We start from the raw sequence: 22,841 nt of genomic DNA, 5'->3' as shown, positions 1-22,841 counted from the left end.
GCCCCGGTCCGGCGGCCGGGCCCCGGGGCTCAGACCCAGAGCGTGGCGATGAAGATGTTGGCGAGCGTCAGGCCGCCGACCGCCGCGAAGGCGCCCTTGTCGACCTTCTCCTCGTCCCGCTTGACGTAGACGAGCGCGAGGATGACGACCAGGATCAGCGTCTTGACCCCGATCTTGATGTTGTTCACGTGGCCGCCGTCGGCCTCGTTCAGCCCGACCAGCGCGACACCGGTGACCAGCATGGTCAGCGCACCGTGCAGCATCGCCGGCACGAACCGGGCCGTGCCCGCGCCCATCGCCTTCATCTGGGTCAGGAAACCGCCCAGCAGCGAGGCGATGCCGACGATGTGCAGGGCGACGAAGACATGAATGAGTACGTCCATGAGGCCGCAGCCTAGCCCCGCCCATATCACCACCCCACAGGCAGGTGCGACTTCCCGGCCGCTCCGCTCGTGTCTGTACCGAATGCCTCACTCTGGTGCAATTTCCTCGATCACTTGACGACATTGCCGCGCCAAATTCGGGCAATAAGCGCCATTACGACTCTTGCCCGTGCCCCGGGTCTAGCGTCCCTGACCAGGTGACCGGCTCCCTCGCCGCTCCGTTTCCGGACGGCGCACCGGTCGCCCCGCCGAGAGATCCGGCGGCGGGCCGCTCCCCCGTGGCGCCCCGTGGCCGGGTCTCCGGTGGGCCCGTCGGTAGTCCCCGCCGGGCAGTCATCAGGAAGGACGCACGCCCTCGTGGCAGCGCATCGAAAACCCAAGCAGCGCCCGTTCACCGGCTCTGCTGCCCGCACCGCGGCCGGCCTCGCCCTCACCGGGGCCGCCACCGCCGTCGTGCTGCCGGGATCGGCCCACGCCGAGCCCGATCTCACCCCGGCCCAGGTCAAGGCCAAGGTGGACCGGCTGTACCACGACGCGGAGGTCGCCACCGAGAAGTACAACGGCGCGAAGGAGAAGGCGACCGCCGCGACCGAGGCCCTGAACACCCTGCGCGACGAGGCCGCCCGCCGGACCGAGCGCCTCAACACCGCGCGCGACGAACTCGGCTCGTACGCCGCCGCGCAGTACCGCACCGGCGGCATCAGCCCGTCCGTGCAGCTGGCGCTCTCCTCCGACCCCGACCAGTACCTGGAACGCGCGGCGTTCGTGGACCGGGTCGGCGACCGCCGGGCCGTCGCGATCGACCGGGTCCAGAAGCAGGTCGCCCGGATCGCCGAACTGCGCTCGCAGGCCGACGAGAAGCTGACCGTGCTGGCCGCCCGACAGGCCGAGCTGAAGAAGCAGAAGACCACGATCAGGGCCAAGCTGGCCGACGCGCAACGGCTCCTCGCCCGGCTGACCCCGCCCCAGCGCGCCGCGTACGAGGAGACCGACCACGGCCGCTCCGGCGCCCCGGACACCGCCGTCCGGGCCGCCGCACGCGGCCCCGTCCGGGCCCCGAACGCCCGCGCCGCCGCGGCCGTCGCGTTCGCCTACGGGGCGATCGGCAAGCCGTACGTCTGGGGTGCGACCGGCCCCTCCTCGTTCGACTGCTCCGGGCTCACCCAGGCCGCCTGGCGGTCCGCCGGTCTCTCCCTCCCCCGGACCACGTACACCCAGATCAACACCGGGCAACGCGTCTCGCGCTCCCAACTCGCCCCGGGCGACCTGGTGTTCTTCTACTCCGGGATCAGTCACGTCGGGCTGTACATCGGCAACGGACAGATGATCCACGCGCCGCGCACCGGGTCGACGGTCCGGATCGCGCCGATCGACGAAATGCCCTTCGCCGGGGCGACACGCGTGGCATAGGCTCCCGATTCCGATCCGGTGCGAGCGCCGTCGGGGCGATCGCACCCGGGTCGGACCGCCACCGGGCCACCCCGCCGTCGAGGGCGGCCCGCCGTCGCCCAACCGGCCCGAGGACACCCACACATGCCCATGGACGTCGATGTCCAGACCCATGCCCGCACGCTCGCGCTGCGCTCCCCCGACCACTTCCGGGTCGGCCCGTTCACCGTGCGGTACAACCCCGACTGGTCCATCAAATACGCCAATTACGCCATCCCCGACCAGAGCGCCGAACCGACGCCCGGGGAACTCGACGCCCTGATCGCGGCGTTCCGCGAGCACGACCGGCTGCCGCGGCTGGAGTTCCTGCCCGGCTGGGCGCCCGCGGTCGAACCCGCGCTGCTCGCCGCCGGGTTCACCGTCGAGAACCGGGCCCCGATCCTGGCCTGCGCCCCCGGCGACCTGCGTTCCCCGAAGCCGGTGGACGCCCTCGCGATCGCCGAACCGGTCACCGACGCGGAGTTCGCCGCCGCCGCGCTCGTCCAGTACCGGGGCTACGGCGGGACCGGTGAGCCCGAGGGCGGCGAGGCGATCTGGCTGCGCACGGCGGTCGAGGGCGGCGGGGTCGCGGCCCTCGCCACCCTCGACGGCGCACCGGCGGGCGCGGGCGGCTGCTCGGTCCCCGTCGACGGTCTCACCGAACTGGCCGGGCTCGCCGTCGCCGACGCCTTCCGGCGCCGGGGCATCGGCGCCGCGCTCTCCGCCCACCTCACCGCGACCGCCTTCGAGCGCGGCTGCCGGATGGTCTGGCTGGAACCGGGCGACGCCGACGTCGAACGGATCTACGCGGGCATCGGCTACCGCCGGATCGGCGAGAAGCTGAACATCTCGCTCGACCCGGCCTGACGGCCCCCGGCCCGGCGGCTCAGACCAGCCGTCGGGCCGTCGCCCAGCGGGTCAGCTCGTGCCGGTTCGACAGCTGGAGCTTGCGCAGCACCGCCGAGACGTGCGACTCGACCGTCTTCACCGAGATGAACAGCTGCTTGGCGATCTCCTTGTACGCGTATCCGCGGGCGATCAGCCGCAGCACCTCGCGCTCGCGCTGGGTCAGCCGGTCCAGGTCCTCGTCGACCGGCGGCGCGTCCGTGGAGGCGAAGGCGTCCAGGACGAAGCCGGCCAGCCGGGGCGAGAACACCGCGTCGCCCTCCTGGACCCGGAAGACCGAGTCGATCAGGTCGGTGCCGGTGATGGTCTTGGTGACGTAGCCGCGGGCGCCGCCCCGGATGACGCCGATGACGTCCTCGGCGGCGTCCGACACGGACAGCGCCAGGAACCGCACCGGGTTCTCCGCGGCGCCCATCAGCGGGGCGCAGCGGCGCAGCACCTCGACGCCGCCGCCACCGGGCAGGTGCACGTCGAGGAGGACGACCTCGGGGCGCGTCGCCGTGATGACGGTGACCGCCTGGTCGACGTCCGCGGCCTCGCCGACGACCTCGACGCCGGTCTCCTCGGTGCGGCCGATCTCGGCCTGGACGCCAGTGCGGAACATCCGGTGGTCGTCGACGAGCACGACCCGTACCCGGCGCTCCGGCCCCCCGGCCGACTCAGTGGTCTCCGTCATCGCTCGCCCTCTCCATCTCCAGCTCGACTTCCGTGCCCCCGCCGGGCACCGAACGCAGCCGTGCCGTACCGCCGTTGCGCTGCATCCGGCCGATGATCGATTCTCGTACGCCCATTCTGTCCCCCGGTACGGAGTCCAGGTCGAATCCCGGACCCCGGTCGCGCACCGAGACGAAGACCGTCCGGCCCTCGACCTCCGCGTAGACCTGCACGGCACCGCCCTCGCCACCGTACTTGGCGGCGTTGACCATCGCCTCGCGCGCGGCCTGCATCTGTGCGCCCAGCTTCTCGTCCAGCGGGCAGTCGCCGACGACGACCACCTCCAGCGGGACGCCGTGCTTGTCCTCGACCTCGGCGGCGGCGCGCTTGACGGCCTCGGCGAGGGTCTCGGGCTCGTCGTCCTCGTCCTTGCCGGTGCCCTCGGGGTTGTACAGCCAGTTGCGCAGTTCGCGTTCCTGGGCGCGGGCCAGGCGGCGGACCTCTCCGGCGTCCTCCGCGTTGCGCTGGATCAGGGTGAGGGTGTGCAGCACCGAGTCGTGGACGTGGGCGGCGACCTCGGCGCGTTCCTGGGCCCTGATGCGCATGGTGCGCTCCTCGGAGAGGTCCTGGGTCATGCGCACGAGGTAGGGGCCCGCCAGCAGCGCGATGCCGGTGAGCACCGCTATCGCGGCCGTCAGGACGTTGCCGAGCTGGGCCGCGGAGCCGCGCACCACCATGAAGACGGCCAGGCCGAGACCGACCAGGGCGACCCCGGCGAAGCCGCGGGCCAGGTGCAGGACCCGGCGGCGGCTGCCGACCTCCATCCAGCGGGCGCGCCGGGCGTTGTCGGCCTGCCGCCACACCAGTACGGAACCAGCGCCGATCAGCAGCGTCGGCCAGATGTAGCGGTTGGCCTTGCTGCCCATGTCGACGTTGCCGACGAAGATCATGGCGCCGATGAACAGCGCGATCAGGGCGAAGACCTGGCCCTTGTCGGGCTTGCGGAGCCGACGGGTGCCGTCCGGGGCGGTCTCGAAGAGCGAGCGCGGCGGTTCGACGCCGCCGACGCCGAGCGGGACGACGATCCAGAACACGGCGTAGAGCAGCGCGCCGAGGCCGTCCGCGAAGAACAGGCCGAGGAAGACGAACCGCACCCAGGCGACCGGCAGCCCGATGTGCCCGGCGAGGCCGCGCGCGACCCCGCCGAGCATCCGGCCGTCGGCGCTGCGGTACAGCCTGCGCAGCGGCGGCTCGTCCGGGTCGGCGGTGCGGGAGCCCGGAGCTCGGGTCGTGGCGGCTGGCATGCACTGATCGTCACATGCCCGTGCGGGTGGTGGCATCAGGGTCGGTCCCCCACTCGACCCTGAGAGCCCCGCGCCGACGACCGGTGGCCCCTGCTGCCGGGGCCGACGGCCCCCGCGCCGGTGCCCGGTGGCTCCCCGGCGCCGGGGAGCGGCGAGGTCCCGCGAGGCGTCGCCCCGTGCCGAACCGGCCCGCCGCCCCGTGCCGAACCGGCCCGTCGCCCCGTGACCGGACCGTCCCGTCGCCCCGTGACCGGACCGTCCCGTCGCCCCGTGACCGGACCGTCCCGTCGCCCCGTGCCCGGACCGCCCGGCACCTCGGCGGCCTCGACGGCCCTCGGCCGGCCTCGGGGCCAATATCAGGGACCGGCCAGGGTCGGGGCGGGTCCCGGACGGGCGTCCGGCCCGTCACCATGGAGCCATGACCGTTCCCCAGGACGCCTCCCCCGGTGTCGCCCAGCCTCCCGAACCGGCGCCGCAGCTGCGGCGCAGCCCCCGGCACAAGGTCGTGGCCGGGGTGTGCGGCGGGCTCGGCCGCTACTGCGACGTCGATCCGGTCGTCTTCCGGATCGTGCTCGGCGTGCTGTCGGTGACCGGTGGCATCGGGCTGATCTTCTACGGCTTCGCCTGGCTGCTGATCCCCGCGGACGGCGAGGAGGAGAACGAGGCCCGCCGGCTGCTGTCCGGCCGGGTCGAGGGTGCGTCGCTGATCGCGGTGCTCCTCGCGCTGATCGGCTGCGGGCTGTTCCTCTCCATGCTGAACAACGGCGGCACGCTGGCGTTCTCCGCGATGCTGTCGCTCGCGGTCGTGGGCTTCGCCGTGTGGACGCAGCACCGCAGGACGATGGCGCCCGCTGACCCGCTGCATCCGGCGACCGCGCATGCGGTGGCCGACGCGCCCCCCGAGGTGAAGGCGCCGCCGTCGCCGGGCGGCCCGTCGTGGTGGCGCGACCCGATCGTCAAGGACGGTACGACGGGGCCGGTGGGCATCGGCTATCTGTGGGGTCCGGCCGACGCGGTGCCCTCGGACCGGCCGGGCCGACCGGGTCGGCCGGGCTGGTCGGCCCGGCCGGACCGGCCCGCGCAGGCGGCGTCGGACCATCCGTTCTGCGGGCCCAGGCGGGAGCCCGGCACCCGGGGCCCGGCCCCGATCGGCGGTCTCGTGTTCCTGTTCGCGCTGATCGCGGGCGGCCTGGGCACGGGGCTGAGCTGGGACGCACGGCCGCTCGGTACGAGTCTGCAGTTCGGTCTGGCCGCCGCGCTCGCGGTGTTCGGGCTCGGCATGCTCGTCAGTTCGTTCCTCGGCCGGACCGGGTTCGGCACGGTCGTGCTGGCGATGCTCACGGCCGTTCTGCTGGCGGGCGCCTCCGCGCTGCCCAAGGACATCTCCACGCGGTGGGTGCGTGAGGGGTGGCGCCCCGCCTCGGTGGCCGCCGTCCGGTCCGACTACCACCTGGACACCGGGGTGGCCCGGCTGGACCTCACCGGGATCACGGTCCCCCGGGGCGACAGCGTCACGACGAAGGTGGGCGTCGGGGCCGGCCGCGTGGTCGTCGTCGTACCGAAGGAGGTGACGGTGGAGGTGAACGCGCGGGCGGCCCTCGGGGACATCTCGCTGCCGGTCGACAACCCCGGCAAGGCCCCGGCCCGACAGCCGGTCGACGTGGACATCAGGGCGTCGCGGAACGAGCACCGGACGCTGCCCCCGGCCCCGGGCGGCAAACCGGCCGGCACGGTCGAGCTCACTCTCGAAGTCGGCATCGGACAGGTGGAGGTCACCCGTGCTGCGTCATGAGTTCCGTCCGGGACGTGCGGTGGCGGGCGTGGTCGTGCTCGCCCTGGCCGTGGGGTACGCGGCGGACGCGGCGGGTTCCTGGAACGCCCCCTGGACCTTCTTCTTCCCGCTGTTCTTCGGCGGCCTCTGGCTGGCCGCCACCGTGACCTGGGTGAACTACATGATCCGTCGCCGCCGTGACGCGAGGAAGGCGTCCGCGGAGAACGACGCGGCCCCGCCGAGGATCAGCGGCAGCCAGGCCATGAGGTAGACCAGGTCGTTGCCCAGGTAGTACGGCTCCACCTGCCAGCTGACGGTCAGCCACAGGCTCAGCGAGATCAGCGCCCCGCCGAGCGCGGCAAGCCGGGCCCACAGCCCGACGAGGGTGCCGAGGCCGACGAGGATTTCCCCGACGGCGATGGTGTACCCGAAGCCGCCGGGGCTCTTCAGCGCGAGGTCGACCAGGGCCGGGACCGCGGAGGAGTCGCGCACCGCGTGCAGGGTCTGGCCGATGGAGCCCTGGCCGCCCGCGTGGAAGAACGCGCTGTCCGTCAGCTTGTCGAGCCCGGCGTAGACGAAGGTGATGCCGAGGAAGATCCGCAGCGGCAGCAGGGCGTGCTGCCGCGCCAGGTCCTTGAGCCCGGTCGGACCGCCCGGACCGCCCGGACCAACCGCACCGCGTACGTACAAGTCGTGATCCAGCATGTGGCCACCTCTCCTTTCGTCGGCCCCTCTCACCTGACGATACGTACGCGACGCACGCGCCGGGCACCCGGTCACCCGGCCGGCCGGGGCCCGGACGGCGGACAGCGGACGGCGGACGGCGGTGAACGGGAAGGGGTGAGCGGTGAGCGGTGGTCAGTCCGTCACGTCGATCTCGACCCGGTTCGTCTCCACCCCGGCGGCGGTCACGACCTGCACCTCCACCACCCCCGGCTCGACCTCCACCGGCACCGGCACGGTGAGCACGCCGTCCGTCGGGTTGGCGAAGCCGCCGGCGACCGGGATCAGCGGTACGTGCACATGGACCCGGCCGATCCGGACGACCAGGCGGGCCAGCCGGTCCGGCGTCCCGGCTCCGGGCGGCACGAAACCCGCGCCGCGGATCTCGATGTCGTCGCCGGTGCGCACCGACGTGTCCAGGTCCCCGGCCTCGCGGGCCCGCACCACCGAGAGGATCACCGGCCGGCCGCCCTCCGCGTACTTCCCGGCGAAGTACGCGAGCGCCGAGACGGTCACCAGCAGTGCCAGCCCCCAGGGCAGATCGGGCAGTTGCTCGGGCCTGCGGGCCAGCCGGACCCCGGCGAACAGCACGGCGACGGTGCTCACCAGCACGTACTGCACGTCCGTGAAGCTGCCCCGCCCGGAGTCGTCGGTGAGCAGGTCGGCGGCGCGCGGCCGGACGGCCCGCAGCTTCTGGAGCCGGCCGGACAGGGTCCGTACGGTCACCACCCGGCGCACGACCACGGCGACGGCGCACACCAGCGCCAGCACCGTCACCACCCCGGCGCCCCTCGCCAGGTCGAGGCCCTCGATCAGTTCGTCCCGCTCGGCGTGGTCGGAGGCGCCCGCCAGCTGGAGCGCCAGCACGAGCACGGCGAAGACCGCGAGCAGCACCCAGGAGGCGGCGACCGCACGGGAGGTGGAGAGCCGGTTGTCCTCGCCGATCACGGGGGCGAGGAGACCGCCGCGGGCACGGTGGACGTGGGCGGCGCCGGTGAGCAGCCCGGCGGTGACGAGACCGGCGATCAGTCCCGCCGTACGGGCGTTGGTCCAGCCCCCGCCGACGGCGGTGACGGCCTCGCCGACGACCAGCAGGACGACGCCGCCCCACACCGCGATCAGGGTGCGCCGCCACACCCGGTACAGCCAGGCGTCGCCCGCCTCCCGGCCCCGTTCGGCGACGGTCCTGGCGGACTGGGTCAGCTCGTCGGAGACCCACTGGCGGGTCGCGGACACGGAGTGGGCGACCCCGGACGGCAGCCCCTGCCCCGCGGCGAATTCGTCCCGTTTGGCCAGGAAGGCGGCCACCGCACGCCGATGTCCCTCGCGCGCCCCGTGCGGGCAGCCGCCGCACGTGCAGCCGCCGGTGTGCGTCCCGCCCGCACTCGCCTCGTCCAACGCCACGGAGAACGCCGCCCTTTCCAACCCGGTCAAGCCAACTCGACTGCGATTGCTGCGAATTGTGCCGCACGGAGAGGCTTCGGGCCGCATCGGGGCAACCCGTGGGCACGGATCGTCAGAATGTGCGACTGATCCGGCGCCACAGGGGCTGGTAGTTGATCCACGCCACCAGGTCGCTGCCCAGCTGTTCCCGGGTGGCGACCGCGTCCCGGTGCTCGATCACCACCGGCTTCCCGGCCGCGCGCGCGGCCAGTTGCACCTGGCACGAGCGGTCCAGCGCGATGAACCACCACGCGGCCGCGTCCACCGAGTCGCCCACGGTCAGCAGCCCGTGGTTGCGCAGCACGATCGCCTTGTGGCCGCCGAGCGCGGCGGCGATCCGGCGCCCCTCGTCCTCGTCGACGACGACCCCGGTGCAGGCGTCGTACAGGACATGATCCTCGTAGAAGGCACAGGCTTCCTGGGTGATCGGTTCGACGAGTTCGCCGAGCGCGGCCAGGGCCCGACCGTGCACGGAGTGGGCGTGGGCGACGGCGACGACGTCCGGGCGGGCCCGGTGCACCTGGGCGTGCACGGCGAACGCCGCCTGGTTGACGTGGTGGCGCCCCTCGACGACCTGTCCCTCCCCGTTGACCAGGATCAGCTCGTCCGGCGCGAGCCCGTCGAAGGGGGCCCCGAAGGGGTTGACCCAGAAACAGTCGGCGAACTCCGGGTCCCGTGCGGTGATGTGACCGCAGACGCCGTCCTCGTACCCGTACTCCCCGAACAGCCGCAGCGCCCCGGCCAGCCGCTCCTTCCGGTGCGCGCGCTCGTCGGCCGCGGACGCGTGGACGGGCGGCATCGTGAAGTGGAGCTGCTCCACGGGTACCGGCGCGGGCGCGGGTACGGGCGTGGGGGCGGGTACGGGCGTGGGTTCGGGCATGGCGGCTCCTCGGGACTCCCAGGGCGTACGGGATCGGGAAGTTACCGCCGGTTGCCGCAAGTGGCCAGGGGTGCGGGGGCGGTGGCCCGCTCACCGCCGCTCCTCGGGCCCGGTCCGGGGCGCGGCACCCGTGGCCGCGCCGGACCGCATCCGGCGCACACGACGATGCCGCCGCCCGGACGAACGGGCGACGGCATCGGCGTTGACCTGTGGGGAGGGGTTACTCCCACTCGATGGTGCCCGGCGGCTTGCTCGTCACGTCGAGCACGACGCGGTTGACGTCGGCGACCTCGTTGGTGATGCGGGTCGAGATCCTGGCGAGCGTCTCGTAGGGCAGGCGCGACCAGTCGGCCGTCATGGCGTCCTCGGAGGAGACCGGGCGCAGGACGATCGGGTGGCCGTAGGTGCGGCCGTCGCCCTGGACGCCGACCGAGCGGACGTCGGCGAGCAGGACGACCGGGCACTGCCAGATGTCGCGGTCCAGGCCGGCCGCGGTCAGCTCCTCGCGGGCGATGGCGTCGGCGTCGCGGAGCAGGTCGAGCCGCTCCTTGGTGACCTCGCCGACGATGCGGATGCCCAGGCCGGGGCCGGGGAACGGCTGGCGCTGGACGATCTCCTCCGGCAGGCCGAGCTCCTGGCCGACCATCCGGACCTCGTCCTTGAACAGCTGGCGCAGCGGCTCGACGAGCTGGAACTCGATGTCGTCGGGGAGGCCGCCGACGTTGTGGTGCGACTTGATGTTGGCGGTGCCGGTGCCGCCGCCGGACTCGACGATGTCCGGGTAGAGCGTGCCCTGCACGAGGAACGCGACCTCGGGGCCGTCCTCCTGGAGGATCTCCAGCTGGGCCTGCTCGAAGACGCGGATGAACTCGCGGCCGATGATCTTTCGCTTGGTCTCCGGGTCGGAGACCCCGGCGAGGGCCTTCAGGAAGCGCTCGCTGGCGTCGACGACCTTCAGGTTGGCGCCGGTGGCGGCCACGAAGTCCTTCTCGACCTGCTCGGTCTCGCCCTTGCGCATCAGGCCGTGGTCGACGTAGACGCAGGTCAGCTGGGAGCCGATCGCCTTCTGGACCAGGGCGGCGGCCACGGCGGAGTCGACGCCGCCGGACAGACCGCAGATCGCGCGCTTGTCGCCGACCTGGGCGCGGATCGCCTCGACCTGCTCCTCGATCACGTTGCCCGTGGTCCAGGTCGGCTCGATGCCGGCGCCGCGGTAGAGGAAGTGCTCCAGGACCTGTTGGCCGTACGTGGAGTGCAGGACCTCGGGGTGGTACTGGACGCCGTAGAGCTTCTTCTCGTCGTTCTCGAAGGCGGCGACCGGCACGACGTCCGTGGACGCGGTGACGGTGAAGCCCTCGGGGGCGGCGGAGCAGGCGTCGCCGTGCGACATCCAGACCGACTGCTCGGCGGGGGTGCCCTCGAAGAGGGTGGAGCCGGACTTGGTGACGGTGAGCGGGGTGCGGCCGTACTCGCGGGCGCCGTTGTCGTCGACCGTGCCGCCGAGCGTGGTGGCCATCAGCTGGAAGCCGTAGCACATGCCGAAGACCGGGACCCCGGCCTCGAACAGCGCGCGGTCGAGGGAGGGCGCGCCCTCCGCGTACACCGAGGAGGGGCCGCCGGACAGGATGATCGCCCGGGGGTTCTTGGCCAGCATCTCGGCCACCGGCATGGTGGACGGGACGATCTCGCTGTAGACCCGGGCCTCACGGACGCGTCGGGCGATGAGCTGGGCGTACTGCGCGCCGAAGTCGACGACCAGGACCACGTCTGTGGCGCTGTCGGCGGCGGCGAGGGGTGCTGCTGGCACGGGGCGGCCTTCCGGCGGTGATAAAGGGGTCGGTTCTGTCGATTCTACCGGGGTCGCCGAGACACCCGGCGTCATGCACAGATCATGCCTGCGGGGGCACGGCGGCACTCCGGCCGCCGACGGGGGCGGCTGGGAAGGGCGGACCCCGGAGGCGGAGGGGCCGGGCGGGTACGGCCGTCGTCCGGCGGGGTGTCTCAGCATCCGGGCGCCGTGTTGGTCCGCCCGTGCGGGCGGGGCCATACTGGACCCATGCGTCAGCACACGACCTTCGTCTTTACCTATGGCACCCGGCCCGCCGGCTGCCATGGTCGTGCTGCTTGATCCACCGACGAGCAACGTTCCAGGCGCCCCGGGCCGAAAGGCCCGGGGCGCCTCGGCGTTACGGACCCGTCGGCCGGGGAACCGCACCCCACGAGGAGTCACCACCATGGCCAGCACCACTCCCGCCGTCACCGCCTCTTCCGCCGGCGCCCCTTCCGCTTCCGCCCGGCCCCCGGCCGCCGGGAGGACGAGCACCGGGAAGACGGGCGCCCATACCGAGGAGGCCGCCGCGCTGATCGCCGACGCGCGGGCCCGCATCGACTCCCTCGACGACCGCATCATCGGGCTCATCCAGGAACGGATGGCCGTCTCGGCGGTCGTCCAGGAGGCCCGGATCACCTCCGGCGGCCGGCGCCTCAGCCTCTCCCGCGAGATGGAGATCCTCGGCCAGTACCGGGACGCCCTCGGCAAGCCCGGCACCTCCCTCGCCATGACCCTGCTGGAGCTGTGCCGCGGCCGGGCCTGACGCCCACCGGCCCGGCACGTCCGCGCCCGCGCACCGGCCGGGTCGCGCGGGCGCCCCGGGGCCGTCGCGGCAGCCCGCGGGGCCGGGGTACTCCGGCGTATCCCAGTTCGGGCCGACTCTCACCCGTACGGCGCGTGACCGGGTTCGCCGCGGCTTCGTTGGTCCCGGTGTCCGTGCCAGCCAGGGGCGGCCCCGGAGAAGAGAAACCACGCGTGGCTCCGCTGGAGCGTGTGGCGTACCGCTGGTACGCCGTGGGACCGCGCACCAGCGTGCGTGACCGGTCGGCAGGGGACAGCAGTCCGGTCACTCCAGGAGCGGCCGGCTCCGGGGACGCCCGGAGCCGACCGCTTCCCCCATGAGGTCCGCGGGCCCCTGGAGGGGCCATCGGGGCGTTTGGTGGCACATGGGCGTGATTGGGGTCACGTAAAGGTTCTGTGAGGATCGGGACAACCATTGCGGCGGGTCGCAGGTCAACCATGCGAGACCCCCGGCCCCGCCCCGTGCCCCGGCACGGCGGAGCCGTCCGCACCCGTATCGCTCATGGCGGTACGCCTCTTTCCCGAGGTCACCATGAAGCTTCGCCGCGCCCTGGCGGTCGCCGCCGCCACGGCAGTCATCGCCCCCGCCGCGGTCCTGGCCGCCCCGGTCGCGCTCGCCGTGACGACGGACGGGCCCGCGACCGCCGAATCCACCGTCTCCCCCTCGCCGAGCGGCTCCGACTCCCCGGAGACCGGTGGCGAGCCGTCCGCCGACGAATCGAGTTCCGCCCCCGCCGACGAGACCGGCACGGAGACCGGCGAGACCGGCGGGTCCGGCAAGGGCGAGGAGACCGGGCCCGGCGAGAACACCGACCCGGCCCCGGACGGTGCGACCGGCCCGACCCCGAGCGGCTCGGCGAGCACCTCGGCCTCCCCGTCCCCCTCGGACTCCGAGGACCCGGCGGAGCCGACCGAGTGCGCCACGTCCGACCTGGACATCTCCATCAACGGCCTGCCCGGGAAGATCGCCCGGGGCAGCGGCTGGCACAAGTTCAAGATGAACGTCTACAACTCCTCGAAGTCCACCGTGAAGGAGATCGACTACTTCGCGGGCGCCTCCTCCGACGAGGCGGGCGACGACCTCTTCCGCTCGAAGCAGGTCCGTCTCCAGGCCCTCGACCCGGAGACCGGCACGTGGGAGGAGCTCAGCGAGGAGGGCCGCGCGGTCGGCTACGTCGGCCAGTCCGACGAGATCCCCGCGGGCTACGAGGTGGACATCGCGCTGCGCATCAACGTGCGGTCGACCGCCCCGGTCGGCTCCGGCTTCACCCTCGGCGCCGGTCTGTACGTGGGCGACAAGGACTGCCTGGGCGTCAGCGACGTCGCGTACAAGTTCAAGATCGTGGAGGCGGGAGACAGCGGTTCCACGCCGCAGACCGGCGGCCGCGCCCCGGTTCCGTCCACGAAGCCCGCGCACAACGCGACGGGCAAGGTGTCCGGCAGCCTCGCGGAGACCGGTTCGTCCTCCGCCCTGCCGGTGTTCGCCACCGCGGGCGGGATCGCCGTGGTGCTCGGTGCGGGCGCGATGTTCGTCGTACGGCGCCGCAGGAACGGTGACGCGGGCGCCTGACGCGTCCGGTCGCCCGAGCACAAAGGGGCTGCACCCGGAGGGGGTGCAGCCCCTTTCCGCCGTCCTGCTCCGGCTCGCCGTCCCGGCCGCTACGGCTGCTGCTTCTTCTTCGGCGGGACGGTCGGCAGGCCGAGGAACGGCAGCCGCAGCGCGCCGAACGCCTCCTTCGGCACGGCCGGCGAGCACGGCTCGACCGCGGCCAGCCGCTCGTACGCCTCGCCCTGCGCCGGGCGCGGGTCCGCCTGGCCCTTGTTGGGCCAGAAGGACATCGCGCGCTCGGCCTGGGCGGTGATGGTGAGCGACGGGTTCACGCCGAGGTTCGCGGAGACCGCCGCGCCGTCGACCACCGAGATGCCGGGGTGCCCGTAGAGCCGGTGGTACGGATCGATCACCCCGTCCTCGGCGGTGGCGCCGATGGGGCAGCCGCCGAGGAAGTGCGCGGTGAGCGGGGTGCCCATCAGTTCGCCCACGTTCGACCCCGCGAAACCGTTGATCTCCTCGGCGAGCAGCGCGGCGCTGCGGGTCGCTGCCTCGATCTGGGTCGGGTTGGGTGCGCCGTGGCCCTGCCGGGCGGTGAGCAGGCCCTTTCCGATGCCGCCGGGCTTGCGGTACGTCGTCAGGGAGTTGTCGAGCGACTGCATGACGAGGCCGATGATGGTCCGTTCCGACCAGCGGCGGTTGGAGAGCGAGCGGGCCGCGAGCGTGGGGTGCTTGACCAGTTCGAGCAGCCATCTGCGGACCCGGTGCGCGCCGTACGGCACCTGGAGGACGGTCAGCGCGCCCATCGAGTTGGAGCCCTTGCCGTACCGGACCGGCTCGATGTGCGTGTTCTCGTCCGGGTGGATCGAGGAGGTGATGGCGACGCCGCGGGTGAAGTCGGCCTTCTCGTGTCCGTGCCGCTCGCGGTAGCGGCGGTCGGTGGTCTGGGCGCCGACCAGCCCCTCGGAGTTGGTGCGGGTCAGCTCGCCGAGCCGGGACGAGATCCGGGGCAGCAGGCCGGTGTCCTTCATCCGGTGCAGCAGCGTCTGGGTGCCGTAGGTGCCCGCGGCGACGACGACCTGGCGGGCGGTGAACGTACGCCCCTTGCCCTTCTTCCGGTTGTCGGTGGGGAGGGTCTTGACCGCGTAGCCGCCCCGGGAGTCCTCGGCGACCGCGACGACCGAGGTCATCGGGTGGACGACCGCGCCCGCCTTCTCCGCGAGGTGGAGGTAGTTCTCGTTGAGGGTGTTCTTCGCGCCGTGCCGACAGCCGGTCATGCACTCGCCGCACTCGGTGCAGGCCTTGCGGGAGGGCCCCGCCCCGCCGAAGAACGGGTCGGGGACCTCGCCGCCCGGCCGGGCCCTGCCCGTGCCGTCGCCGTCCTCGCCGTCCCCGAAGAAGACGCCCACCGGCGCCATGTGGAACGTGTCGCCGATGCCCATGGCCTGCGCGGTCGCCTTCAGATGGACGTCCGACGGGGTCATGGTCGGGTTGAGCCGGGCCCCCAGCATCCGCTTGGCCTGGTCGTAGTACGGGCCCAGCTCCTCGCGCCAGTCGGTGATGTCCTTCCACTGCGGGTCGTCGAAGAACGGCGCGAGCGGCTCGTACAGGGTGTTGGCGTAGTTCAGCGAACCGCCGCCGACGCCCGCGCCCGCCAGCACCATGACGTTGCCCAGCAGGTGGATGCGCTGGATGCCGTACAGGCCGAGCGCCGGGGCCCACAGGAAGTTCTTCAGGTCCCAGGAGTTCTTGGGCAGCTCGGACCGGGTGAAGCGGCGGCCCGCCTCCAGCACCCCGACCCGGTACCCCTTCTCGGTCAGCCGCAGGGCCGAGACCGCGCCGCCGAAGCCCGAGCCGACGACGATCACGTCGTAGTCACAGGCGTCGCCGTCGGCCGTTTCCCGGTCGGCGGGCCGATTCTGGGCAGGGCTGTCCTGGGACATGGCTCTCCTCGGTACGAAACGGGCGGAAGGTGCTGCGGTACCGCCGGTGCCGGTGCGGACGGAACGGTGTCAGCGCAGACGGAACGCCTTCATCGCCTTGAGGCTGGCGCTCATGAACGCGGCGTACTTCTCGTCGTCCATGCCGAAGGACGGGGCGAGCTGGATCAGGCGCTGCTGGGCGACGGTCTGCGCCTCGGTGTACTTGAGGATGCCCTCGGAGCCGTGCCGTCGGCCGAGGCCGGAGTCCTTCATGCCGCCCATCGGGGACTGCACGCTGCCGTACGCGGGGGCGTAGCCCTCGTTGATGTTGACCGTGCCGGTGCGCAGCCGGGCGGCGACCCGGTGGCCGCGTGCGGAGTCCTTCGTCCAGACGCTGGAGTTCAGGCCGTACGGGGTGGCGTTGGCGAGGGCGACGGCCTCGTCCTCGTCGGTGAAGCGGTAGATGGAGACGACCGGGCCGAAGGTCTCCTCGCTGCAGACGGCCATCGGCGCCTCGACGCCGTCGAGGATGGTCGGCTCGTAGAACAGCGGGCCGATGTCGGGGCGGGCGACCCCGCCCGCGACGAGCCTGGCGCCCTTCTCGACGGCCTCCGCGACGTGCCGGCCCACGGTCTCCAGCTGACGCTCGCTGACGAGGGACCCCATGTCGGCGCCGTAGGCGAGGGAGCTGCCGAGCCGCATGGCCTTGGTGCGGGCGGCGAAGCGGGCCACGAAGTCGTCGGCGATCGACTCGTGGACGTACAGCCGCTCGATGGAGATGCAGAGCTGCCCGGCGGAGGAGAAGCAGGCGCGGACGGCGCCCGCGGCGGCCTTCTCCACGTCGGCGTCCTTCAGGACCAGCATGGCGTTCTTGCCGCCGAGTTCCAGCGAGACACCCACGAGCCGGGCCGCCGCGCCCTGCGCGACCTCGCGGCCGGTGCGGGTGGAGCCGGTGAACGAGACGTAGTCGGCGTGCTTGACGACCTCGGGGCCGACGACGGGGCCCTCGCCGATGACGACCTGGAAGACCTCGGCAGGCAGCCCGGCCTCGATCAGCAGGTCACGGGCCCACAGCGCGGTCAGCGCGGTCTCCGTGTCGGGCTTCATCACGACGGCGTTGCCGGAGACGAACGCGGGCAGCGCGTCGCCGACGGACAGCTCCAGCGGGTAGTTCCACGGCGCGATCTGGCCGACGACGCCGCGCGGCTGGCGCAGTTCGGTGACCTTGGTGAGGGTCGGCACGACACCGGTGTGCCGCTTCGGCTTCAGGTACGCGGCTGCCCTGCGCCCGTAGTGGCGGGCCGCGACGGCGACGGCCTGCACCTCCTCGTGGGCGTGCAGGCGGGCCTTGCCGGTCTCCAGCTGAATGAGGTCGAGCACCTCGGCCTGGCGGCTGAGGACGAGGTCGTGGAAGCGGAGCAGCACCGCGGCGCGGGCGCGGACGGGGGTCGCGGCCCAGGCGGGCTGGGCGGCACGGGCCCGCTCGAAGGCGTCCGCCACGTCCTCGGGGGTGGACTCCGGGAGGTCGGCCAGCTTCTCCCCGGTGAAGGGGGTGTGGTTGGCCGTGCGCCCCGATCCGGCCACGCCCCGGGTGAGCTGGGCGATCACTTCGGGCGTCACCACATCGGCGGCGGTGCGCACGCCTGCGGGGGAGGCGGCCACGGGGTTGGTGCCGACCGGGGCTGCGGAGGTGGACATGGAGGCCTGCGAGTCCGTCATGAGGGCGAGAGTACGTCCAGCCGCACACTTTGGGTACCCGTGGGTAACGGGTTTTCACAGTCCTCACAAACAAGCCAGTGACCACTGGCAACGAAGCCCCTGATCAGGGGCCTTCCACCGCGGCAAGCCACCACGACTTCACCGGAGCCGTCCGATCCGGCTTCGCCGCGCCCGTGCGCCGCGGCCCGGCCGGAACCACCCCCTCCGGCACGACCTGGAACCCCCTCCGGCACGATCGGGACCCCGTCCGGTCCGGCTCGGCCGGAGTCGCCCGGCGCGGCTTCGCCGGACTCGTCCGTCCGGCTCAGCCGGAGTCGCCCGGTGCCCGCCATCCGCGCAGCATCGTGTCGAACTGCGCCCGGGTCGTGTCCCAGTCGTCCGCCGGCCCCGTCATGTACAGCGCGTACTCGGGTCCGCCCGTCTCCCCGAAGTACATCTGGTCGATCGCGTGCCGGGGCCCCGGGTGCTGCTTGGTCTCGGTCCAGGTGAACTCCCAGAGCGAGCCCGGCCGGTCCCGGTACGTGTTGGAGTGCAGGGTCTCGCGCCGGTAGCCGGGGAGCCGTTCGGCGAGCTGCTTCTCCAGGCTCAGCATGTGCATGTACGCGTTCTCGAAGTCGGGCTCCGGGTCGATGCTGATCCGGATGTAGTGCACCCCGTTGTCCGGGGTGTAGTCGATCTGGTTGCCGTCCGCCCGGCGCTTCCAGCCGTCGGGCACGGTCAGGCTGAAGCCCTCGGGGTCCTCCACCCGGTGCCAGCCGTCGGGCACGTCCTTCACCGGGTCGGTGACCTTCGGCGAGGCCGGGGCCTCGGGATCGGCCACGGGTTCCCCGGTGTCGACGACGCCCTCGGCCCCCTCGGTCTGCTCGACGGAGTCCCCCGTACGGTCCTGGTACTTCATCGCGGCGAGCCCGGCGCCGCCGCCGACCAGCGCCGCGATCGCGACGATCAGGACCGCGGTGCGCCAGCGACCGCGGCTGCGGCGGGTCACCGGGGGCGTGGCGGGCGCCGGGGCGCCGGAGTGGGGCGGCTGTGCGGGAACCGGCTCGGAGGAGGTGCCGCCCTGGTCCAGGGCGTGCAGCATCTCGCCGGTGACCCGCTGCGTCGGCACGAACGCCTGCGCGGCCACGGGTTCGCGGCCCTCCATGGCGTCCAGCAGCATCCGCTCCGTCTCCGCCGCCGTCGGACGCTCGTCCGGCTCCTTGCGGAGCAGCGCGGTGATCACGGGGGCGAGCGGGCCCGCCCGGCCGGGCGGTGGCGGCTCGTCGGCGACGACGGCCTGCATCGTGGAGATCGGGGACGTGCGGCGGAAGGGCGAGCGCCCCTCGACCGCGGTATAGAGCGTGGCGCCGAGCGACCACAGGTCGGAGGCGGGGCCCGGGTCGCTGCCGCGGACCCGCTCGGGCGCCAGGTAGTCGATGGAGCCGACCAGTTCACCGGTCCTGGTGATGGTCGAGTCGCCCTCGATGGCGGCGATCCCGAAGTCGGTGAGCAGCACCTGCCCGTCCCCGGCGAGCAGGACGTTGCCGGGCTTCACGTCACGGTGCAGGACCCCGGCCGCGTGGGCGGCACGCAGGGCGCTCAGTACGTGGAGGCCGATCCTGGCCGCCTCGCGCGGCTCCATCTCGCCGGACTCCTTGGCCGCGTCGGCGAGTGACGGACCGTCGACGTACTGCATGACGATCCAGGGCCGGTCGTCGTACTCGAGCACGTCGTGAACGGTGACCACGCCCGGGTGCGTGATCCGGGCGGCGGCCCGCGCCTCCTTCTGCGTCCGGGCGTGCAGGACGGCCCGGTCGGCCTCGGCGACGTACTGCCCGGCGGTCAGCTCCTTGACCGCGACCGTGCGGTGCAGCACCTCGTCGTGGGCACGCCACACCTTGCCCATGCCACCGCGCCCCAGGACCTCGCCCAGCCGGTACCTCCCGGCCAACAGCAGTCCCGTTTCCGTTCCCTGTGATCGCTCCACGTGTCCCCGTCCCCGCCCCGTTCCTCGGGTGCCAGATTACGGAGCGGACGCACGGCCACGGAACCTCGCACCGCCCACGAGACCGCACTGTGATGCTTGTCGCTCCGGCACCGGCCCGTGATGCACGGAGAGGGTTCAGGACGTCACGCGGTAGGAGGCGATGGCTTGTTCGTAGATGTCCGAAACCTTGTCACGCCGGTCCTCCGGGCCGATGACCTGGATGACGTGGTAGCGGCCCTTGACGATCATCACGAGGTTACGGGCGTACACCTCGCGCCCCGAGGCGTCCTGCCAGGTGAACTGGCCCTCCGCCATGGCCTGTCGGCCCACGTCGATCCGGCGCAGCCCGCTCGACCCCGACCATTCGGAGTCGCGGAACTGCTGCAACTCCAACTCCTTGTCGGCCTGGTACGCCAGCGGGTCGTCGCCACCGGCCGCGACCGTGTCACGGCCCGGGACGATCAGCAGGCTGAAGCCGTCGCCGCCGTAACGGACCTGACGGTCGGCGTTGGCGGGGGTGCGTCGCCAGTTCTTGGGCGCGCCGACCTCGAAGCCCTCGGCGTCCTTGCGCAGGGTGTAGCCGGGGGCGAGCGCGACGGCGGAGCGGCTGGTCTGCGGCTGCTGGGCGCCGGGCGACCCGGAGGAGTCCTGGCCGCCGGTCTCCCCCGTGCCGGGCTCCGGCGAACCGGACGGTGTCGCTCCGGTTCCCGGGGAGCCGCTGCCGGGTTCGCCGTCCGACTTGGGCATGAACATCACGGCGTACGCGACGGCGGCGGCCAGGGCCAGCAGGATCAGCAGCAGGAGCATCCGCCCGAGCCGCCGCGGGGCCCGGCCCCCCGTGGAGCGGGGCGGGGTGCGCAGCGCCTTGGGTCCCTTGGGCTCGCGCGGCGCCCGGGAGGGCCGAGGGGGGCGCTCCACCCTGGGCCCGTCCTGTCGGCCGAACCCGTCCTGCCCGTCGAACCGTTCCTGCCGGTCGAATCCGCCCAGCAGGTCGAGCCCCTCGTGCGGCTCCCGCTTCTCCTGCCGGTCGGGCCTGTTCCTGGTGTGGCGGTGGCGGCCGTGGGCCGCGTTGCGGCCGCGGCGACGGCGGACCAGCTCGCCCCGGCGGCGCACGATGGGAAGCCGGGCGCCGCCGGCGGACGGCAGGGGCACCACGTCCAGGCCGGCCTCGGGCTCGGGCGCCGAGCGCACCAGGGAGCGCAGCCAGCCGCTCAGCTCCTCGAAGTCCGGCCGCTCGGTGGGGTCCTGGCGCAGCAGTGACTCGACGACGGGGCGCAGCGGACCGCATTCCTCGGCGAACGCGGGCGGCTCGGCGCACACCATCTGCACCAGCTCGGCCGCGCTCTCCTCGGGGTAGGGGGCGTGGCCCTGAACGGCGCGGTAGAGCAGCGCGCCCAGCGCCCAGAGGTCGGTGGCGGGGCCGATCGGCGGCGCCAACTGCCAGTTCTCGTGGACGGGACCGGCCTGCTCGGGCGCCCAGCGCTCGGTGACCGCGCCCACGACGGCGATCCGGGTCTGCCGGGCGCGCTCGGCGGCGAGGGGGGTGGCGGGCCCCCGGTAGCCGGAGCCCGTACGGCCGCTCTCGTCGTCCTCGTCCCAGCGGCCCGCCGGGTGCTGCTGTTCCGGCAGGTGCGCGGGGAGGGCCGGTGTGCCGCCGTACCGCCGGGTGTCGGCCCGCAGGGCGTCCTCCCCCGACCCTCCGGCGGGAACGGGACGCCCCCCTCCGGGCCCGTCGCTCCACGAGCCGATGAGATACGCCCGCCGGGCGGGAGACGTGCCGTCCGGAGGCGTGGCGCCGGGGTGCGTACGGGGCGTGCCGCCCGGGGACGTGGAGTCGTCCTCGTCGGAGGCGTCCTCGGCGTCGTGGACGTCCTCGTCGCTCTCGTCCTCGTCCTCGTACGGGTCCTCGGCGTGCGGGGTGTCGTCGCCGTACGGGCCCTTGGCCCAGGGGGACCCTGTGTACGGGGCCGCAGCGCCGGTGGTGTCCGTGGTCTCGCCGTCGCCGGTGGCGGTGGTGGTCTCGTCGGCGGTGGCGGTGGCGGTGGCGTCGTGCGGCGTCTCGGTACGGGGCGGCTTGGCGAACGGGTCCTCGGCGGGACGGCTCCAGGAGTCGAACGGGCTCCGGTGGCCGGTGTCCGGGCCGGACGGCTCCGCTTCCTCCGGTCCGGCGGGACGCTGGACCGGCAGGCTGCCGGTCTCCTCCGCCTCGGCGCGGCGCCGGTCCTCGCTGCGGCGTGCGCCGGCGCGGGCGCCCTCGCGGTAGGCGGCGATCGCCCCGGAACGCCCGGCCCGCGACTGCGTGAAGTCCCTGGACGGAGAAGCCGGGAAGGCGGGGTTCACCGGACGCGGCACGGCCTCCAGATCGCCCGGCAGACCGGACGTCGCACCCCCCTGCGCGTCGCCGAAGGAACGGCCCTCGAAACGGCCGTCGTCGCCGTACCGGTCGCCGGGGCGGTCGTCCTCGCCACGGCCACCGTCCTCGTACGGAGCACCGGCCTGCGGGGCCTCGGCATCGTCGTACGGGTCGTCGGTGTACGAATCGCCGGCGTACGGGGTGTCGGTGCAGGGATCGCCGTCGTCGTGCGGCTCGCCGTCCTCCCGGCCCGTCCCTATCGCCATCCGGCCGCGCGCGGCCGGCACCTCGGCCAGGGGCGCGGGCGGTACGGCGGGCGGGGGCGGTGCGTACGCCCCGGCCTCGGGACGGCCGTACCCGCCGTGGCCGTACCCACCGTCGTGGTCGTACTCGCTGTCGTACTCGCCGTCGTGGTCGTCGTCCTCGTCGTCGGGCTGCGGCGTCGTCACGTACCCGCAGAGCGCTTCCTCCGCCGCCCCGGCCGCCAGGCCGGTCAGCATGACGCGGCCGTCGTCGCAGATCAGCACCGTGCGGACGGTGATGTTCCGGTGGGTCCAGCCGTGGGCGTGCAGCGCCCGCAGCGCGGTCAGCACGTCGGAGCCGATCTCGGCGGCCCGGAAGGGATTGAGCGGGCGCTCCGCGAGCAGGCTCGCGAGCGGGCGGGCCGCGACGAACTCGCTCACGATCCAGAGCGAGCCCGCCTCGGCGAACACGTCGAAGACCTGGCCGAGCCGGGGGTGGTCGGGCACCTGGGCCGCCGCCTGCGCCGCCTCGACGGCGCGCCGCACCACCGGGTCCGTCGGCTGCCGCACCGCTCCTCCGGCGCTCCGGTGGCCGGTCGGCGCCGGGCCGTCCGCATCGAGCACCTCGGCGTCCACCACCTCGGGCAACGGCACCTGCCGGATCAGGACTTCCTGCCCGCTGTAGGTGTCGAACGCCCGGGTCTCGACCGGTTCGTACTCGTCGGACCGAGACAACGGAAGGCGGTAGCGGTCGGCAAGCACCCGACCCGCGTAGTCGTCCACGACGCCTCCCCAGAGCGCGCTGTCCCCCGGCCACAAGACCGCGTCGACCCGTCAATTGCGGTCGCTCACCGTGCAACTGACCCGTCGTTCCGGCTGCGTACGGTCTCAGGCTCTCACGATACGTGGCACGTGACGGCCACGCGCCGGGGTCGGGGCAACCCGGCCCCCTTTCCCCGCGGAGTC

At 73.4% G+C, this 22,841-nt stretch carries 17 protein-coding genes; 6 read left to right on the top strand and 11 right to left on the bottom strand.

Features of this window, described 5'->3' with window-relative positions:
- Window positions 1-29: 29 nt before the first annotated feature.
- A complete protein-coding gene (locus ACWCXX_RS04680) occupies window positions 30-383 on the bottom strand; it encodes a hypothetical protein (RefSeq protein ID WP_451124209.1) in 354 nt (117 codons plus the stop codon).
- A 357-nt stretch (window positions 384-740) separates the two neighbouring features.
- Between ACWCXX_RS04680 and ACWCXX_RS04675 the strand changes: the two genes are divergently transcribed.
- Window positions 741-1,793: an NlpC/P60 family protein gene (locus tag ACWCXX_RS04675; protein ID WP_451124207.1), complete on the top strand. Its 1,053-nt coding sequence runs from the start codon at window positions 741-743 to the stop codon at window positions 1,791-1,793.
- A 123-nt stretch (window positions 1,794-1,916) separates the two neighbouring features.
- Entirely contained in the window at window positions 1,917-2,678 is a 762-nt protein-coding gene (locus tag ACWCXX_RS04670) for a GNAT family N-acetyltransferase (RefSeq protein WP_451124205.1), read from the top strand.
- A gap of 19 nt (window positions 2,679-2,697) precedes the next feature.
- Here ACWCXX_RS04670 and ACWCXX_RS04665 read toward each other — a convergent pair whose 3' ends face one another.
- Window positions 2,698-3,393 (bottom strand): LuxR C-terminal-related transcriptional regulator, encoded by a 696-nt coding sequence (locus ACWCXX_RS04665; RefSeq protein ID WP_451124203.1) that lies wholly within the window; start codon window positions 3,391-3,393, stop codon window positions 2,698-2,700.
- Window positions 3,377-4,675: a PspC domain-containing protein gene (locus tag ACWCXX_RS04660; RefSeq protein WP_451124201.1), complete on the bottom strand. Its 1,299-nt coding sequence runs from the start codon at window positions 4,673-4,675 to the stop codon at window positions 3,377-3,379. The genes ACWCXX_RS04665 and ACWCXX_RS04660 overlap by 17 nt, the downstream gene beginning before the upstream one ends.
- Before the next feature lie 418 nt (window positions 4,676-5,093).
- Here ACWCXX_RS04660 and ACWCXX_RS04655 point away from each other — a divergent pair, with 418 nt between their 5' ends.
- Complete coding sequence (locus tag ACWCXX_RS04655) at window positions 5,094-6,467, top strand: PspC domain-containing protein (protein WP_451124199.1); 1,374 nt, start codon at window positions 5,094-5,096, stop codon at window positions 6,465-6,467.
- The gene (locus ACWCXX_RS04650; RefSeq protein ID WP_451124197.1) at window positions 6,454-6,717 is read left to right on the top strand and encodes a hypothetical protein; all 264 of its coding nucleotides are present in this window, start codon (window positions 6,454-6,456) and stop codon (window positions 6,715-6,717) included. Before ACWCXX_RS04655 ends, ACWCXX_RS04650 begins: the two co-directional genes overlap by 14 nt.
- Here ACWCXX_RS04650 and ACWCXX_RS04645 read toward each other — a convergent pair.
- The 4 genes from ACWCXX_RS04645 to guaA all read right to left on the bottom strand — a co-directional run bounded on the left by ACWCXX_RS04645 (window position 6,624) and on the right by guaA (window position 11,299).
- Window positions 6,624-7,151 carry a DoxX family protein gene (locus ACWCXX_RS04645; protein ID WP_451124195.1) on the bottom strand — a complete coding sequence of 176 codons (528 nt, stop codon included), beginning with the start codon at window positions 7,149-7,151 and terminating at the stop codon, window positions 6,624-6,626. The genes ACWCXX_RS04650 and ACWCXX_RS04645 overlap by 94 nt on opposite strands.
- A 153-nt stretch (window positions 7,152-7,304) precedes the next feature.
- Window positions 7,305-8,573, bottom strand: coding sequence for a hypothetical protein (locus tag ACWCXX_RS04640; protein WP_451124382.1), 1,269 nt, complete (start codon window positions 8,571-8,573; stop codon window positions 7,305-7,307).
- Window positions 8,574-8,685: 112 nt separating this feature from the next.
- Complete coding sequence (locus tag ACWCXX_RS04635; protein ID WP_451124193.1) at window positions 8,686-9,492, bottom strand: class II aldolase/adducin family protein; 807 nt, start codon at window positions 9,490-9,492, stop codon at window positions 8,686-8,688.
- A 220-nt stretch (window positions 9,493-9,712) separates the two neighbouring features.
- A complete protein-coding gene (gene guaA / locus ACWCXX_RS04630; protein WP_451124191.1) occupies window positions 9,713-11,299 on the bottom strand; it encodes a glutamine-hydrolyzing GMP synthase in 1,587 nt (528 codons plus the stop codon).
- Between the two features lie 427 nt (window positions 11,300-11,726).
- Between guaA and ACWCXX_RS04625 the strand changes: the two genes are divergently transcribed.
- Window positions 11,727-12,086, top strand: coding sequence for a chorismate mutase (locus tag ACWCXX_RS04625; RefSeq protein ID WP_451124189.1), 360 nt, complete (start codon window positions 11,727-11,729; stop codon window positions 12,084-12,086).
- Window positions 12,087-12,626: 540 nt separating this feature from the next.
- Entirely contained in the window at window positions 12,627-13,694 is a 1,068-nt protein-coding gene (locus ACWCXX_RS04620) for an LAETG motif-containing sortase-dependent surface protein (protein WP_451124187.1), read from the top strand.
- A gap of 89 nt (window positions 13,695-13,783) precedes the next feature.
- On the opposite strand, the gene ACWCXX_RS04615 is transcribed toward ACWCXX_RS04620, so the two are convergent.
- From ACWCXX_RS04615 to ACWCXX_RS04600, 4 genes are all read right to left on the bottom strand, one after another.
- The gene (locus tag ACWCXX_RS04615) at window positions 13,784-15,616 is read right to left on the bottom strand and encodes a GMC oxidoreductase (protein WP_451124185.1); all 1,833 of its coding nucleotides are present in this window, start codon (window positions 15,614-15,616) and stop codon (window positions 13,784-13,786) included.
- Between the two features lie 69 nt (window positions 15,617-15,685).
- On the bottom strand, window positions 15,686-17,314 hold the full coding sequence (locus ACWCXX_RS04610) for a succinic semialdehyde dehydrogenase (protein WP_451124183.1): 1,629 nt from the start codon (window positions 17,312-17,314) through the stop codon (window positions 15,686-15,688).
- Between the two features lie 304 nt (window positions 17,315-17,618).
- A complete protein-coding gene (locus ACWCXX_RS04605) occupies window positions 17,619-19,280 on the bottom strand; it encodes a protein kinase domain-containing protein (RefSeq protein ID WP_451124181.1) in 1,662 nt (553 codons plus the stop codon).
- 135 nt (window positions 19,281-19,415) lie between these two features.
- Entirely contained in the window at window positions 19,416-22,658 is a 3,243-nt protein-coding gene (locus ACWCXX_RS04600) for a protein kinase (RefSeq protein ID WP_451124179.1), read from the bottom strand.
- Window positions 22,659-22,841 lie beyond the last annotated feature (183 nt).

It is taken from the genome of Streptomyces sp. NPDC001732 (assembly GCF_053596315.1).
This window is presented reverse-complemented; position numbering and strand designations above follow the sequence as displayed.